The following is a 15,662-nucleotide window of genomic DNA, read 5'->3' as shown; positions in this document are numbered from 1 at the left end:
GGCGAAAATACTCACATCCCACCCTTCCCATCGCGCGCGCCCTCGCCTATGTGGCTCCGCATGAGCAACACACTCCATATCGTCGGCGGCGGCATGGCCGGGTCCGAAGCCGCCTGGCAGGCCGCGCATATGGGCGTTGAGGTGGTCCTCCACGAGATGCGCCCCAAGGTCGAAACCTTCGCCCACCGCACCGGCGATCTGGCCGAGATGGTCTGCTCCAATTCCTTCCGCTCCGATGATGACGAACAGAACGCCGTGGGGCTGCTGCATTGGGAAATGCGCGCGGCGAACGGGCTGATCATGCAGATGGCCGACCGCCACCGCCTGCCTGCGGGCGGTGCTCTGGCGGTGGACCGCGATCCGTTCGCGCAATCGGTCACAGCGGCCCTCACCTCGCACCCGAATATCTCGGTCTCCTACGAGGAAATCACCGCCCTGCCCGAGAATGGTCACTGGATCATCGCCACCGGCCCGCTGACCTCTGACGCGCTCAGCCGGGCCATCGCCGCCGAAACGGGCGCTGAGGCGCTGGCCTTTTTCGATGCCATCGCCCCCATTGTCTATTTCGACAGTATCGACATGTCCCGCGCCTGGATGCAGTCGCGCTATGACAAGGGCGACACCGAGGAAGAGCGCACGGCCTACCTAAACTGCCCGATGGACAAGGCCCAGTACGAGGCCTTCATCGACGCGCTTCTGGCCGCCGACAAGACGGAGTTCCGCGAGGGCGAGACGGCGCAGTATTTCGACGGCTGCCTGCCGATCGAGGTCATGGCCGAACGCGGCCGCGAAACCCTGCGTCACGGGCCGATGAAACCCGTCGGCCTGACCAACCCCCATGCCCCCGACGTAAAGCCCTGGGCGGTGGTGCAGCTGCGCCGCGACAATGCATTAGGAACGCTCTATAACATCGTCGGATTTCAGACAAAAATGAAATACGGGGCGCAGGCGGACGTGCTCCGCATGATCCCCGGTCTGGAACAGGCGCAATTTGCCCGGCTGGGCGGCATTCACCGTAACACTTTCCTCAATTCGCCGACGCTTCTGACTGCGGATATGCGCCTGCGCTCGCGGCCTCATATTCGCTTTGCCGGGCAGATCACCGGGGTCGAGGGCTATGTGGAATCGGCCGCGATGGGCCTGCTTGCCGGACGCCTCGCCGCCGCCGAAATCCTGGGCCGCTCCTTGCCGGAGGTGCCACAGGACAGCGCCATGGGCGCGCTCATTCACCACATCACCGGCGGCGCCGAGGCCAAGACCTTCCAGCCGATGAACGTCAATTTCGGCCTCTTTCGCCCGGTTGACGGCCTGAAAGGGGGCCGCCGGGGCCGCCGCGACCGTTACAAGGCCTATACCGACCGTGCCAAGGAGGCCTGGCAGGGCTGGCTGTCGCATTCTTCGCTGGACGGAACGCAGTCCTCGTGATTTGCTTTTCCGCATGGGAGAAAAATTTCTGAACCGAGTCTATGGCAAGATGGCGCCCGCCGAAACGCAGGCGCTCTATGATGCCTGGGCAGCGACCTACGAGGCCGAGATTTCGGAAAACGGCTATGCCACGCCGGGCCGCCTGGCCAAGGCGATGGCCAAACATGTGTCGGACACCTCCCGCCCCCTGCTCGATTTCGGCTGCGGCACCGGGCTGTCGGGACTCGCCCTGCAACTCGCGGGGTTCACCACGCTCGACGGGATGGACCCCAGCGCGCAGATGCTCAATATCGCCCGCGAAAAGAGCACCTACCGCACCCTGACCGAGATCGACATCGCCGATCCTTCACCGGTGCCGAAGGGCGCCTATGATCTGATCACGGCGATTGGCGTCATCGGCATCGGGGCCGCCCCCGCCTCTACCATCGACATGTTGCTGCGCGCCTTGCCCAGGGGTGGCCTCTTGGGGCTGAGCCTCAATGACCACGCGCTCCGCGAAAAGGTTTATGAGGCGGCACTTTGCCAATGGCTCGACACCGGCGCCGCGCGGCTGCTGGTCAAGGAGTATGGCCCGCACCTGCCCGCTCAGAACATCAAGTCCAACGTCTACATCATTGAAAAAGCGTGACTTTCACGACCCGATTCGCCCCGTCGCCCACCGGCCCTTTGCATCTGGGTCATGCCTATTCGGCGCTGCTTGCCTATGACATGGCCCGCGCGGCGAACGGGGTTTTTCACCTGCGTATCGACGATATCGATCAAAGCCGCGCGCGCCCCGAATGGGAGGCGCAGATCTTTGATGATCTGAGCTGGCTCGGCCTCTCCTGGCCCAGCCCCGTCCTGCGCCAGTCCGACCGGGTACCGCGCTATCGTGATGCGCTGAAAACCCTTTGGGATCAGGGCCTTCTCTACCCGTGTTCCTGCAGCCGCGCCGATATCCGTGCCGCCGCCTCCGCCCCCCAGGAGGGTGCGCCGCTGCATGGGCCCGACGGGCTGGTCTACCCCGGCACCTGCCGTCCGGCTTCACCGCCTTCCGGGCCCATGCCCGATGCGGTTATGCGCCTCGACATGGCGCGCGCCCTCGCCCGGCTCACCCATCCGCTTTGCTTTCATGAAACCGGCGCAGGCCCAGACGGCACCACCGGCGAGATCCACCCGCTGGACATGCTTCAAACCGTTGGCGATGTCGTGCTCGCCCGGCGCGACATGGGCGCGTCCTATCACCTGTCGGTCGTGATCGACGATGCCGATCAGGCCATCACCCATGTGATCCGGGGCCGGGATCTCTTTGACGCCACGCAAATCCACGTGCTGCTGCAACGCCTGCTGAACCAGCCCACACCGGCCTATCACCATCATCGCCTGATCCGTGACGACACAGGCAAGCGCCTGGCCAAACGTGACGACGCCCGCGCCATCGCCACCTATCGCGCCGAAGGCTGCACGCAAGCCGATATTCGCATGAAGATCGGCCTATAACCTATTCATTTTTCTATAAATACTCAATCTTCCATCGGCGCCATCAGCTCGACTTCGACCCCGTCCTGGACCGCCGTGTAAAAACAGCTACGGCGGTTCGTATGGCAGGCCGGCCCGGTCTGGCGGACCAGGCACAACAGGCAATCCCGGTCACAATCCACCCGCAATTCGACCAGCGCCTGCACATGGCCCGAGCTTTCGCCCTTCACCCAGAAGGCCTGTCGCGAGCGGCTCCAATAGGTCACCCGCCCCGTCTCCAGGGTGCGCACCACGGCCTCGGCGTTCATCCAGGCCATCATCAGCACCTCGCCCGTCTCCGCCTCCTGCGCGATCGCCGGGATCAGCCCCGCTTCATTATAGCGCAGCGTGGATGGATCAAACCCCATGACATGCCCCCTTTGCATCCCTGTCTCATGCCTCTATTTATGAGGCTGGACCGGAAAGGAAAAGCCATGAGCGGCGACAACGACCTGATCAAGCTCTATTCCTCGCGCATTCTGGCGCTGGCCGCCGATATGCCCGCGCTTGAACGGCTGGAGGCCCCAGATGCCACCGTCAAGAAACGCGCGCCGCTCTGTGGCTCCACCGTGACGGTTGATCTGACCGTGGCCGACGGGCGCGTCACCGGTTACGGCCAAGAGGTCAAGGCCTGCGCGCTTGGCCAGGCCGCGGCCAGCATCGTCGGCGCCAATATCGTCGGCTGCACACCCGATGAGGTCCGCACCGCGCGCGATGCGCTCAAGGCCATGCTCAAATCCGACGGCCCGACCCCGCCCGCGCCCTTCGACGGGCTCGAAGTGCTGCGCCCCGCGCGCGACTACAAGAACCGGCATGCCTCGATCCTGCTGACGCTCGACGCCTCGGTCGAGGCGCTCGACATGATCGCCGCCGCCAGTTCCTGCGCCTGATCCGGCGAGGCCCCGAATGACTGCGCGCACCGTCTGGCGGCTCAACTTCACCGGCTGGCTGTTGTTCACCGTCTCCGCCTGCCTCTTTCTCTGGACAACCTGGCACGCGGGCGATCTGGTTGGTATTCTGGCCAGCCTCGCCTTCCTCGTGGCCTGCATCGTCTTTCTCATTCCGGTCTGGGTCCACCGCCCCGACCGCTCCGGCCACGACGACTGATCCCCCTCCAAAAAAATCCGCCGCACATCCGGTCAGGGATGGCGGCGGCAGGAAATGCTCGGTTGCCGTGATGTCCTCATGTGCCAGTCGGGGCAAGAGGCAGAGCCCCGGGGGACAGGCGGGACAGGCAGTGTCAAAGTCGCATCACATCAAGGGGACAGGAGATGTGGGCGCGCATGAGGCACGGCGAACGTCGCAGGCAGAAACGGGTCAGAAAAGACTGGGCAGGTAGAGGCCAACCACCAGCGTGCCCATCAGGACCACAGCGCCAAGAGCATCGGCAAGAATCGTGTCCTGGCTGCGGATGGCGGCGGTTTTGATCTGGTTCAGCATGGCGGCTCGTCCTCGGTTTGACTTGTCTTGTTGCTTATTTGTTCTCATTTTATTCACGTTCTGTAAAGAACTTTTTGAGAACATTCGTGAACAAAACGCGCTGATCTACCGCAACCCTCTGACAACAAACGATTGTTTTATGAACTCTCCGTAGGGTGCCGTGGTTCTGACGGTGCAAGCCGTCAGGTTCACGCACCATGCTCTATCCGACGCCGATCAGCCGGATCGCGCGATCCTGCTCCATCAGCCACAACAGCACCCGCGCGGCCTGGCCCCGCGCGCTTTTCAGCTCCGCATCCTCGGCTAGCAATTTGCGCGCATCCGATTGCGCCACCGCCATCAGCGCCGCCTGGCTTTCCAGATCGCCTACCCGGAACCGCGGCAGACCCGATTGCGCCGTACCGATCAGGTCGCCCGCCCCGCGCATCTGCAGATCGACCTCGGCAATGCGGAACCCGTCCTCGGTCTCGCGCATCGTCTCCAGCCGCCTTGTGCCGCCGTCGCTCAGCGGGGCCTGATACATCAGCAGGCAGGTAGAGGCTTCGGCCCCGCGCCCCACCCGGCCCCTGAGCTGGTGCAGTTGCGCCAGCCCGAAATGCTCGGCCCGTTCGATCACCATGATCGACGCGTTGGGCACATCCACACCCACCTCTATCACCGTCGTCGCCACCAGAACGGAGGTCTCTCCGCGCTGAAACGCAGCCATCGCGGCGTCTTTTTCGTCGGGTGGCATCTGCCCGTGGACCAGCCCCACCTTGGCTTCGCCCAGGGCCGCGCGCAGCCTTTTGAACCGGTCTGTGGCGCTGCTCAGGTCCACGGCCTCGCTGTCCTCGACCAGCGGACAGACCCAATAGGCCTGCCGCCCCTCGTCAATGGCGCGGCGCAGATGGTCCACCACCTCGTCGATCCGGTCCATGTTGACCAGCGCGGTCTTGATCGGCAAGCGCCCCGGCGGCTTTTCATCCAGCACGCTGACATCCAGATCGCCATATTGTGCCAGCTCCAGGCTGCGCGGGATCGGCGTCGCCGTCATCACCAGCATATCGGCCCGGTCGCCCTTCTGCCCCAGCTCCAGCCGCTGGCGCACGCCGAACCGGTGTTGTTCATCGACAATGGCCAGCCTCAGATCAGCAAACTCCACGTCCTTCTGGAACACCGCATGGGTGCCCACGAGGATCTGGATCTTGCCCGCCGCCAACGCTGCCAGCTTGGCCTGCCGCTCGCGGCCCTTGTCGCGCCCGGTCAGAATTTCGAGGACCACGCCCGCGCTTTCCGCCAGCGGCCTGAGCCCTTCCAGATGCTGCCGTGCGAGGATTTCGGTCGGGGCCATCATCACCCCCTGCCCGCCCGCCTCCACGGCAATCAGCAGCGCCTTGAACGCGACCAGCGTCTTGCCCGCGCCCACATCGCCCTGCAACAGGCGGGACATCTTGTGCGGCTCGGCCATGTCGGCGGCGATCTCGGCGATCGCGCGGGTCTGCGCCCCGGTCAGCGCATAGGGCAGCGCCTCCAGAACCTTTGCCTGCAACGCCCCCGTGCCCACCGTCACCCGGCCCTTGGCACGGCGCAGCTTCGAGCGCGCGAGCGCCAGGGTCAGCTGATGCGCCATGAACTCGTCATAGGCCAGCCGCGCCCGCGCCGGGTGCGATGCCGCCAGATCCTGCGTGTCGTCCGGCGCATGGGCGACCCGCACGGCCTCCTGCCAATCGGGCCAGCCCGCCTGGGCCTTCTGCACCGGGTCGATCCATTCCGCCAGCTCGGGCGCACGGGCCACGGCAGACGTTGCCGCCTTGCGCATGGTCTTTTGCGTCACCCCGGCGGTCAGGGGATAGGTCGGCTCAAAATCGGGGATGTCGTCCGCCTCGGCGGGCTCCAGAATGTGATCGGGATGGACCATGTTGGCGATCCCGTCGAACAGCTCCACCTTGCCCGACACCACCCGCCGCGCACCGGTGGGCAGGATACGCCGCAGATAGTCGTCGCGCGCATGGAAAAAGACGAGTTCAAAGCTCGTCGCCGCATCCTCCACATTGACGCGATACGCCCCGCCTTTCCGGCTTGGCGCGCGGTGCTGGCCCACGGTCACTTCCACCGTCACCACCCCCGGCAGTTCCGCCCCCTGCACGGTTGCGCGCTTGCGCCGGTCCACGCCGGAATGCGGCAGGGTAAAGAGCAGGTCGCGCGGCTTTTCGATATCGAGTGCGGCCAGGGTCTTGGCGGTTTTCGGCCCCACGCCCTCCAGCGTTTCCAGATCCGCAAAAAGCGGAAAAAGGATTTCGGGCCGGGTGCTCATGCGTCACCGATCAGGGCAAGCCAGGCATCCTCGTCGATGGTCTCGACCCCCAGGTCGGCGGCCTTCTTGGCCTTCGAGCCCGCTCCTGGCCCGGCGACCAGAAGGTCGGTCTTGGCCGACACACTGCCCGACACCTTGGCCCCCAGTGCCTCGGCCCGCGCCTTGGCCTCGGCGCGGGTCATCTTCTCCAGCGTGCCGGTAAAGACCACCGTCTTGCCTGCCACGGGGCTATCGGCGGCGGCAGGCGTGTCGTCGGGCTCGATCTCCAGCTCGGCAATCAGCCGGTTGATCGAGGCACGCTCGGCCTCCTGCTGAAAGCTCGTGACCAGTGCCACCGCCACGGTCGCGCCGATCCCGTCAATACCGATCAGCTCCTCCCAGGCCGACTTCGCGGCCGGATCCAGCCCCTCCCAGACCGCATCGCGTGCCGGTTTGATCCGGGCACGGCGGCCCTCGGCCATGGCGCTTCGGCGCTCTTCAGCCTCGGCCGCATCGGCCTGCAAATGCCGGTCGGCGGCAGGGGCTGCGGCGTCCAGCGTGGCGCTCAGGGTCTCATAGCGGCCGAAATGCCGCGCCAGATCGGCGGCGGCCACCTCACCCACATGGCGGATCCCCAGCGAAAAGAGGAACCGCTTCAGCGGGATCCGGCGCTTGTCATCGATCGCCTGAAACAGATTGCCCGCCGAGGTCTCGCCCCAGCCATCGCGATTGGCCAGCCTGGTGAGATTTTTGGCATCGCGCTGCTTCAGCGTGAAAATCTCCGCAGGTTCATGCACCGGCAACTGGTCATCATGATAGAACATCTCGACCTGTTTGGCCCCCAGCCCCTCGATGTCAAACGCCGCGCGCGACACGAAATGCTTGAGCTTTTCCACCGCCTGCGCCGGGCAGATCAGCCCGCCGGTGCAGCGGCGCACGGCGTCACCTTCCTCGCGGATGGCGTCCGAGCCGCAATCGGGGCAGGTCTCGGGGAAGGTATAGGGTACGGCATCGGCGGGCCGTTTGCTCAGGTCCACATCCGCCACTTTCGGGATCACATCCCCCGCGCGGTAGACCTGCACCCAATCGCCCACGCGCAGGTCCTTGCCGTCGCGGATCACCTCGCCGTCATTGCCCCGCCCGGCGATGTAATCCTCATTGTGCAGCGTCGCGTTGGAGACGACCACGCCGCCCACCGTGACCGGGCTGAGCCGCGCCACGGGGCTGAGCGCGCCGGTGCGGCCCACCTGAATGTCGATCGCATCGAGCCGGGTCCAGGCAAGCTCGGCCGGGAATTTATGCGCAATCGCCCAGCGCGGCGTGGTCGACCGGAACCCGAGCCGCGCCTGCAGCGCCAGGTCATTGACCTTGTAGACCACGCCATCGATGTCATAGCCCAGCGTGGCCCGCGCCTGCTCGATACGCAGGTATTGTTTTAAAAGGTCGTCCGGCCCGTCGCAAAGGGCGGTCAGCGGATTGGTCTGAAAGCCCAGCGCGGCAAGCCGTTCGATCGCGCCCATCTGGGTGTCGGACAACGCTTCGGAGGTTTCGCCCCAGGCATAGGCGAAAAACCGGAGCGGACGCGCCTTCGTGATCGAAGCATCAAGCTGGCGCAGCGACCCTGCCGCGGCATTGCGCGGGTTGGCGAATTGCTTGTCAGCCCTTTCGGCCTGCCGCGCATTGAGCGCCTCGAAATCCGGGTGGCTCATATAGACCTCGCCGCGCACCTCCAGAATATCGGGCGCGCCGGTCAGGCGCTGCGGAATATCGTCGATGGTGCGCGCATTGGCGGTCACGTTTTCGCCCACCGAGCCGTCGCCGCGCGTGGCGGCCTGCACGAGCTGACCGTTCTCGTAGCGCAGGCTCAGGCTCAGCCCGTCGATCTTGGGCTCCGATGTATAGGCCAGCGGCGCGTCCGGGGCGAGGCCGAGATAGCGGCGAATCCGCTCGTCGAACTCGGTGATATCGGCGTCGTCAAACGCGTTGGCCAGCGACAGCATGCGCACCGCATGGGCCACTTTGGAAAACCCTTCGGCCACCGCCCCGCCCACCTGTTCGCTTGGGCTGTCGGCCCGTTTGAGCGCGGGAAACCGGGCCTCGATGGCCAGGTTCCGGGCCTTGAGGGCATCATACTCGGCATCGGATATGTCGGGCGCGTCGTCGCGGTGATAGGCGGTATTGGCCGCCTCCAGAACCTGCGCAAGCCGCGCCAGTTCCGCCTCGGCCTGCGCCTCGGTCAGAGCCGCCACATCCAGTTTGCTGAAATCGCTCTCCGACACCGGCATGCCCCCAAAACGCCAGAGGCCCGCATGGCCCCGTCACCTCTCAGAGTGATAGGGCCGACACGGGCCAAGGTCCAGAGCAGGCAGCACATGCCCGCGCCCTCGCGAAGCGGCAGATGCCAGGTTCAGGCGCCGATGGCCAACCGCTGTTCATCCTGTTCTTCCGGAGTGGGGTCGCGCAGGACATAGCCCCGGCCCCAGACCGTCTCGATGTAGTTGTTGCCACCCGTGGCCTCGCTCAGCTTCTTGCGCAGCTTGCAGATGAACACATCGATGATCTTCAGTTCCGGCTCATCCATGCCGCCATAGAGATGGTTGAGGAACATCTCCTTGGTGAGGGTCGTGCCCTTGCGCAGGCTGAGCAGCTCCAGCATCTGGTATTCCTTGCCGGTCAGGTGCACAGCCTTGCCGCCGACATCCACCGTCTTGGCATCGAGATTGACGTGATCATCCCGGTTTTGATGATCGATTGCGAATGCCCTTTCGAGCGCCGGATGATCGCGTGAATGCGCGCCACCAGCTCATCGCGGTGGAACGGCTTGGTCAGGTAATCATCCGCGCCAAAGCCAAAGCCCTTGAGCTTATTTTCGTTGTCGTCCGAGCCCGACAGGATCAGCACCGGCGTCTCCACACGTGCCATGCGCAGCTGCCGCAGCACGTCATGCCCGTTCATATCCGGCAGGCCAAGATCGAGTAGGATCAGGTCGTAGTCATAGAGCTTTGCGAGGTCGATCCCTTCTTCACCAAGGTCCGTGGTATACACGTTCAGATTGGCATGGGTCAGCATCAGTTCGATGCTTTTCGATGTGGTCGGATCGTCTTCCACCAAGAGAACGCGCATTAGAAATCTCCGCTTGAGCATACTGTTGCCGATCAAACTGGCGAAAATTGGTTAATCACTGGTTACCGCTGAAGAACATTTTGTGATTTCTACTCAGGGTTGTTTATAGTTTTTTAGCGCAGTGACCTTCAGCGCCTCCTCTCCATGCAGGCTAACGGCACGCAACCATTCATGAAATTCATCCTGGCTGATCTGATAGCGCATCAGCGCCTCTTCCTGGCTGATCAGCCCGTAGAGCACCCCGCGCACAACCGCCAGTTTGCGCGAGGCCACCCAACGCCCGGTGTCGGCGCCTGGCAGATCGGCCTGACTGAAGCTCGTTCCATCCGGCAGGGTTACGGTGCGCGGCCCATGAACTTTTTTGAGATACATTGCTCTCACCCTCTCAAGATGCCGTCAGACTGCGCGGATCAGTTTAACGCCGGGTGAAACCGTGGCGCCTAGATATCTCGGATTTTCCTAAACCCTGCCCATAATCCACGCGCCATGACTTTCCCCGCCGCGATGAAAGCCCTATATACCCCTCGCAACCGCAGGAGCCGCAGCATGTCGCTGGATCAGAGCCTTAACTCGCTTGGCCTGCCCAAGCCCCCCGCCGAGACGCGTGTCGTCGTGGCGATGTCGGGTGGCGTGGACAGCTCTGTCGTGGCCGCGCAACTGGCCGAGGAAGGCTATGACGTTGTGGGTGTGACCCTGCAGCTTTACGATCATGGCGCGGCGCTGGCCAAGAAAGGCGCGTGCTGTGCGGGTGTCGATATCCATGACGCGCGCCGCGTGGCTGAGGATATGGGCTTTCCGCATTACGTGCTGGATTACGAAAACATCTTCAAGGATGCCGTGATCGACGAGTTTGCCGACAGCTACCTGGCCGGGGCCACGCCGGTGCCCTGCATCCGCTGCAACGAGCGGGTGAAATTCAAGGACCTGCTGGAGACGGCGAGGGATCTGGACGCCGATTGCATGGCCACCGGGCACTATATTCAGCGCAAGGAGGGCCCGAACGGCCCCGAACTGCACTGCGCCGAGGATGCGAACCGCGACCAGTCCTATTTCCTGTTCTCGACCACGCCCGAGCAACTGGCGTTCCTGCGCTTCCCGCTGGGGCACCTGCCATCGAAGGACGCCACCCGGGTGCTTGCCGCCAAATACGGGCTGGTTGTCGCCGACAAGCCGGACAGCCAGGACATCTGTTTCGTGCCGAACGGGAACTATGCGTCGGTGATCGAAAAGCTGCGCCCCGGGGCGGCGGAGCCGGGCGAGATCGTGGATGTGGACGGCAACGTACTGGGCAAACATGACGGCGTGATCCACTACACGATCGGCCAGCGGCGCGGCCTTGGCATCGGCGGGCTGGCCGACCCTCTCTATGTGGTCAAGCTCGACGTGGACGCCAAGCAGGTCATTGTCGGACCAAAGGAGATGCTCAGCACGCGCACCATCCCCGTGCGCGAAATCAACTGGCTGGGCGACGCGCCGTTCGACAGCCAGAGCGAATGGCATGTCTCGGTCAAGGTCCGCTCCACCCGCCCCCCGCGCGAGGCCATCATCCGGCCGCTCTCGGCGACCGAAGCCGAGGTGGAACTGCTCACCCCCGAAGAGGGCGTTTCTCCGGGACAGGCCTGCGTGTTCTACGAAACCGGCGGCACCCGCATCTATGGCGGCGGCTGGATCTGGCGCGGATACTGAGCGGCAGGTGCGTGCAAGCACACACCCTACATCCTATCCCGTAGGGTGCGTGATTTCACGCACCATCACGCCCGCTTGTCGCCGATCTGCGCCACGCCCAGCACGTCTAGCACCTTTGCCTCGATATCGGCGGCATTCATGCCTGCCACCGCATACATATCTGCCGGGCTCGCCTGGTCGATAAAGATGTCGGGCAGCACCATGGAGCGGAATTTGAGCCCCCGGTCGAACACCGCATGGTCGGACAGCAGCTGCGCCACGTGAGAGCCGAAGCCGCCCACTGCCCCCTCTTCGATGGTGATCAGCGCTTCGTGACTGGCGGCCAGCTCCAGGATCAGCGCCTCATCGAGCGGCTTGGCAAAACGCGCATCCGCGACCGTGGGTGTCACGCCGCGTGCGCGCAGCGCCTCGCTGGCGCGCAGCACCTCGCCCAGACGTGTCCCGAAGCTCAGGATCGCGACGCGCGCGCCCTCCTGCACCATGCGTCCCTTGCCGATATCAAGCACCTGCCCGCGCTCGGGCATCTCTACCCCCTGCCCCTCGCCACGCGGGAAGCGGAAGGCAATCGGCCCCTCGTCATGGGCGGCGGCGGTGGCGACCATATGCTTCAGCTCGGCCTCATCAGCGGCGGCCATGACCACAAAGCCCGGCAGGTTCGCCAGATAGGCAATGTCGTAGGCCCCCGCATGGGTTGCCCCATCGGCGCCCACCAGACCCGCCCGGTCAATCGGAAAACGCACCGGCAGGCGCTGCAGCGCCACATCATGCACCACCTGATCATAGCCGCGCTGCAGGAAGGTGGAGTAAAGCGCACAAAACGGCTTCATCCCGCCCGCCGCGAGCCCTGCGGAAAAGGTCACTGCGTGCTGCTCGGCGATGCCCACGTCAAAGCAGCGGCTCGGATAGCGCTCGGCAAAAAGGTTCAGCCCCGTCCCATCCGGCATCGCGGCGGTGATGGCGCAAATCTTGTCATCCCTTGCGGCCTCTTCCAGCAGCGCATCGGCAAAGACACGGGTATAGCTCGGCGCGTTGCTCGGCGCCTTGATCTGCTTGCCGGTCAGCACGTCGAACCGCGCCGTTGCATGGCCGCCGTCGCGCGCGGCCTCGGCCGGCGCATAGCCCTTGCCCTTGGTCGTGGTCACGTGAATGAGGATCGGCCCGGTCGCCCGCGCCTTCACCGTGCGCAGCACCGGCAGAAGCTGGTCCATGTCATGCCCGTCGATCGGGCCGACATAGGAAAAGCCCAGCTCCTCGAACAGCGTGCCGCCCACGGTCATGCCCTTGAGCATTTCCTTGGCCCGTTTCGCCCCCTCCTGGAACGGCCCCGGCAACAGCGACACCGCCCCCTTGGCCGCGGCCTTCAGCTCCTGGAACGGCTCGCCCGCGTAAAGCCGCGACAGATACGATGACAACGCGCCCACGGGCGGCGCAATGCTCATCTCATTGTCGTTCAGAATGACGATCAGCCGTTTTTTCAGATGGCCTGCGTTGTTCATCGCCTCAAAGGCCATGCCCGCTGACATCGCCCCGTCGCCGATCACCGCAATCGCATCGCCGTGGCCCGTGTCGCACAGCCCACCCAGATCGCGCGCAACGGCAAATCCCAATGCGGCGCTGATCGAGGTCGAGCTATGGGCCGCCCCGAACGGGTCATATGGGCTTTCCGAGCGTTTGGTGAACCCGCTCAGCCCGTCCTTCTGCCGCAAGGTGCGGATGCGGTCCCGCCGCCCGGTCAGGATCTTGTGTGGATAGCACTGGTGGCTCACATCCCAGATAATCTTGTCGCGCGGGGCGTCCCAGACATGATGCAGCGCCACGGTCAGCTCGACCACGCCCAGCCCGGCCCCCAGATGCCCGCCCGTCTCTGAAACGGCCGAGATCGTCTCGGCGCGCAGCTCATGGGCAAGCTGCACCAGCTCTGCATCGCTGAACTGTTTGAGATCGGCAGGGGTCGTCACCCGGTCCAAAAGCGGTGTCTCTGGGCGGTCGGTCATATTTTCCCCTCCCCGGGGATCCTCTCAGGTCTGGCGAGCGATAACGAACTGCGCCAGCCGCTGCAAGCTCTGGGCCTTGTCTCCGTAACAAGAGATAGCGTCACAGGCCTGATCCACAAGGGATTGCGCCCGGCGTTTCGCCGCCTCCAACCCCAGAAGCGACACGAATGTGGCCTTGCCGGCGGCGGCATCCTTGCCCACGGCCTTGCCCGCGGCCTGCGCATCGCCGGTCACGTCGATGATGTCATCCTGGATCTGGAAGGCCAGCCCCAGCGCCTCGGCATAGGAAGCAAGCGCGCTCTCGTCGGCCTCGGCCAGGCGCGGCCCGGCCAGCGCGGCCCAGCGGATCAGAGCGCCGGTCTTGCCCGCCTGCAGGGTTGTGATCTCGTCCAGGGTCAGGGGGCTGTCCGCCGTCTCCGCCGCGATATCTAGCGCCTGACCCAGAACCATCCCCTGCCCGCCCGCCGCCTGCGCCAGCGTCAGGCCCAGATGCGCGCGCACGTCGCCGCTTGCGGACACGTCCGGATGCGCCACCATTTCGAACGCCAGCGCCTGCAAGGCATCACCCGTCAGCACCGCCGTCGCCTCGTCCCATTTGCGGTGCACCGTCGGCTGGCCCCGGCGCATGTCGTCATCGTCCATGCAGGGCAGATCGTCGTGGACAAGGGAATAGGCGTGCATCGCCTCGATCGCACAGGCCGGCCAGATGGACTGCGCCTGCGCGATGTCGTGCAGACGCGCGCTCTCCATCACCAGAAACGCCCGAACCCGTTTGCCCCCGCGCGTGGCATAGCGCATCGCCTGCGCCACATCGCCTGCACCGAACGGGGCCAGCACACGCTCGAACTGCGCGTCGACCGCGCGGCGGATCTCGGCCTGTCTCTCCTGCACGCGGGTTACATCCCCTCGACCGGGGTGGTTCCCGTCGGCTGGCCGTCGGCGCCCAGCGTGATCGCGGCGACCTTCTCTTCGGCCTCTTTCAGCTTGGCCTCGCACCGCGCCTTCAGCTCGGCCCCGCGTTCATACAGCTTGATGCTGTCCTCCAGCGCCACATCGCCCCGCTCCAGCTTGCCGACCACGGCCTCCAGCTCGCGCATGGCCTCTTCAAACGACATCTCGGAAATGGCGGCATCACTCATCGCAGGCGGTCCTTCAGCTCGGTTGCACGGGGCCACCCTAACCGCCCCGCCGGGGAGGTTCAATTCGGTTGACGCCCGTCCGCCCTTGCTTAAACATCCCCGCATGTCCGGCCCCACCCCTCCCTTGTCCGAGCTTGACGGCACGATGCAGATCGTCGCCCGCTTCGAGGAGGCCCGCGCCGCCGATCCCGCGCTGGCCGAGGCCGAGCTTGATGAGCTCAAACGCCTCGTGCCGGGCAAGCGCGCGATGCTGTCAGGCCGGTGGCAGGGCCGCGCCGCGATCTTCCGCATGCATCTCGATCCCGCCTCACACGCCCCCGGAAACGAATGGGCCGAGATGACCCGCGCCTGGCCGCATATGCAGGGCAAGACCCTGCGCATCGCCGAGCCGCTGCATGTCAACGAAGAGTTCGGCCTGCTGGTGATCGAGGACATTCCCGGCACGCCGCTGATGCAGCATATGTGGCATCTGGACCCCGCCGACCGCGCGCCCTGCCTGCCGCAGGCCGCCGCCTGGCTGCGCGCCTATACAGCGAATTCCGAGATCACCGCCAAGCCGCGCGCCGCTGTCTGGCTGCAGAAGGCCGCGGCCGCCGCCGCGACACAGCCCCACCCCAAGCTGCAACGCCGCGAGCGCAAGATCCTGCGGCACCTTAAGCGCCTTGCCCCGCTTTGCGATGACCTGCCCTGGCGCCACGCGATCAGCCATGGCGATTTCCACCCCAACAACCTGATCGTCGGCGAGGACCGTCTGACCGGCATCGATCTCGGCGGCTCCGCCACGATCCCGATCTACAAGGACATGGCCCGGTTCCTGATGCATATGGGCCGGCGCGGGCTGATCCCCTCGGGCGAGGCCCGGTTCGGGGTGGATGCACGCGGGATCGACGCCTTTGCCGGCGCCTTCTCGCTCAGCGCGCAAGAGCGTGACCTGATCCTGCCCTTCATGCTGGGGGTCGAGGCGCTCATCCGTGTCGAACATGCCGGGATCAAACGCGGCCGGGTGCGCCGCGCCGCGGAGATGTCGGACAGGCTGATTGCCGATCTCGACACGCTTTGAGCGGGGCCAAGAAAATTCGTACGAAT

15 protein-coding genes and 1 pseudogene are annotated in these 15,662 nt (G+C 65.0%); 7 read left to right on the top strand and 9 right to left on the bottom strand.

Annotation, left to right across the window (positions count from 1 at the left end; all coding sequences use genetic code 11):
- The first annotated feature begins 60 nt into the window (after positions 1 to 60).
- Genes trmFO through gluQRS form a run of 3 tightly spaced genes read left to right on the top strand, consistent with a single transcriptional unit; the run spans position 61 to position 2,904 of the window.
- Positions 61 to 1,425: a methylenetetrahydrofolate--tRNA-(uracil(54)-C(5))-methyltransferase (FADH(2)-oxidizing) TrmFO gene (trmFO, locus tag EI983_RS07780; protein WP_157706807.1), complete on the top strand. Its 1,365-nt coding sequence runs from the start codon at positions 61 to 63 to the stop codon at positions 1,423 to 1,425.
- 13 nt (positions 1,426 to 1,438) lie between these two features.
- The gene (locus tag EI983_RS07775) at positions 1,439 to 2,053 is read left to right on the top strand and encodes a class I SAM-dependent DNA methyltransferase (protein ID WP_157706806.1); all 615 of its coding nucleotides are present in this window, start codon (positions 1,439 to 1,441) and stop codon (positions 2,051 to 2,053) included.
- Entirely contained in the window at positions 2,050 to 2,904 is an 855-nt protein-coding gene (gluQRS, locus tag EI983_RS07770) for a tRNA glutamyl-Q(34) synthetase GluQRS (protein WP_157706805.1), read from the top strand. The genes EI983_RS07775 and gluQRS overlap by 4 nt, the downstream gene beginning before the upstream one ends.
- Before the next feature lie 23 nt (positions 2,905 to 2,927).
- Here the strand turns inward: gluQRS and hisI are convergent, their stop codons facing one another.
- Entirely contained in the window at positions 2,928 to 3,290 is a 363-nt protein-coding gene (gene hisI / locus EI983_RS07765) for a phosphoribosyl-AMP cyclohydrolase (RefSeq protein WP_198389396.1), read from the bottom strand.
- A gap of 66 nt (positions 3,291 to 3,356) precedes the next feature.
- On the opposite strand from hisI, the gene EI983_RS07760 reads away from it, so the two are divergent.
- Together EI983_RS07760 and EI983_RS07755 are read left to right on the top strand one after the other, a co-directional pair.
- The gene (locus EI983_RS07760; protein WP_157706803.1) at positions 3,357 to 3,812 is read left to right on the top strand and encodes an iron-sulfur cluster assembly scaffold protein; all 456 of its coding nucleotides are present in this window, start codon (positions 3,357 to 3,359) and stop codon (positions 3,810 to 3,812) included.
- A gap of 16 nt (positions 3,813 to 3,828) precedes the next feature.
- On the top strand, positions 3,829 to 4,029 hold the full coding sequence (locus tag EI983_RS07755) for a hypothetical protein (RefSeq protein ID WP_157706802.1): 201 nt from the start codon (positions 3,829 to 3,831) through the stop codon (positions 4,027 to 4,029).
- A gap of 210 nt (positions 4,030 to 4,239) precedes the next feature.
- Here the strand turns inward: EI983_RS07755 and EI983_RS19430 are convergent, their stop codons facing one another.
- The 5 genes and pseudogenes from EI983_RS19430 to sciP form a co-directional block, all read right to left on the bottom strand.
- Positions 4,240 to 4,362 (bottom strand): hypothetical protein, encoded by a 123-nt coding sequence (locus EI983_RS19430; RefSeq protein ID WP_281356458.1) that lies wholly within the window; start codon positions 4,360 to 4,362, stop codon positions 4,240 to 4,242.
- 202 nt (positions 4,363 to 4,564) lie between these two features.
- The gene (recG, locus tag EI983_RS07750) at positions 4,565 to 6,655 is read right to left on the bottom strand and encodes an ATP-dependent DNA helicase RecG (RefSeq protein WP_157706801.1); all 2,091 of its coding nucleotides are present in this window, start codon (positions 6,653 to 6,655) and stop codon (positions 4,565 to 4,567) included.
- Complete coding sequence (gene ligA, locus EI983_RS07745) at positions 6,652 to 8,913, bottom strand: NAD-dependent DNA ligase LigA (protein WP_246162340.1); 2,262 nt, start codon at positions 8,911 to 8,913, stop codon at positions 6,652 to 6,654. Before ligA ends, recG begins: the two co-directional genes overlap by 4 nt.
- A 128-nt stretch (positions 8,914 to 9,041) precedes the next feature.
- Positions 9,042 to 9,757 (bottom strand): annotated as a pseudogene (ctrA, locus tag EI983_RS07740) (response regulator transcription factor CtrA).
- A 93-nt stretch (positions 9,758 to 9,850) separates the two neighbouring features.
- On the bottom strand, positions 9,851 to 10,129 hold the full coding sequence (sciP, locus tag EI983_RS07735; RefSeq protein WP_157706799.1) for a CtrA inhibitor SciP: 279 nt from the start codon (positions 10,127 to 10,129) through the stop codon (positions 9,851 to 9,853).
- A 174-nt stretch (positions 10,130 to 10,303) separates the two neighbouring features.
- On the opposite strand from sciP, the gene mnmA reads away from it, so the two are divergent.
- A complete protein-coding gene (gene mnmA / locus EI983_RS07730; RefSeq protein WP_157706798.1) occupies positions 10,304 to 11,443 on the top strand; it encodes a tRNA 2-thiouridine(34) synthase MnmA in 1,140 nt (379 codons plus the stop codon).
- Positions 11,444 to 11,508: 65 nt separating this feature from the next.
- On the opposite strand, the gene dxs is transcribed toward mnmA, so the two are convergent.
- Genes dxs through EI983_RS07715 form a run of 3 tightly spaced genes read right to left on the bottom strand, consistent with a single transcriptional unit; the run spans position 11,509 to position 14,576 of the window.
- Positions 11,509 to 13,437, bottom strand: a complete 1,929-nt coding sequence (dxs, locus tag EI983_RS07725; protein WP_157706797.1) for a 1-deoxy-D-xylulose-5-phosphate synthase — start codon at positions 13,435 to 13,437, stop codon at positions 11,509 to 11,511.
- A 24-nt stretch (positions 13,438 to 13,461) separates the two neighbouring features.
- Complete coding sequence (locus tag EI983_RS07720; RefSeq protein WP_425500900.1) at positions 13,462 to 14,328, bottom strand: polyprenyl synthetase family protein; 867 nt, start codon at positions 14,326 to 14,328, stop codon at positions 13,462 to 13,464.
- Between the two features lie 5 nt (positions 14,329 to 14,333).
- On the bottom strand, positions 14,334 to 14,576 hold the full coding sequence (locus EI983_RS07715) for an exodeoxyribonuclease VII small subunit (protein ID WP_157706796.1): 243 nt from the start codon (positions 14,574 to 14,576) through the stop codon (positions 14,334 to 14,336).
- Positions 14,577 to 14,679: 103 nt separating this feature from the next.
- Between EI983_RS07715 and EI983_RS07710 the strand changes: the two genes are divergently transcribed.
- Positions 14,680 to 15,636: a phosphotransferase gene (locus EI983_RS07710; protein ID WP_157706795.1), complete on the top strand. Its 957-nt coding sequence runs from the start codon at positions 14,680 to 14,682 to the stop codon at positions 15,634 to 15,636.
- The last annotated feature ends 26 nt before the right edge of the window (positions 15,637 to 15,662 follow it).

The sequence above is a fragment of the Roseovarius faecimaris genome (assembly GCF_009762325.1).
Lineage (GTDB): Bacteria > Pseudomonadota > Alphaproteobacteria > Rhodobacterales > Rhodobacteraceae > Roseovarius > Roseovarius faecimaris.
This window is presented reverse-complemented; position numbering and strand designations above follow the sequence as displayed.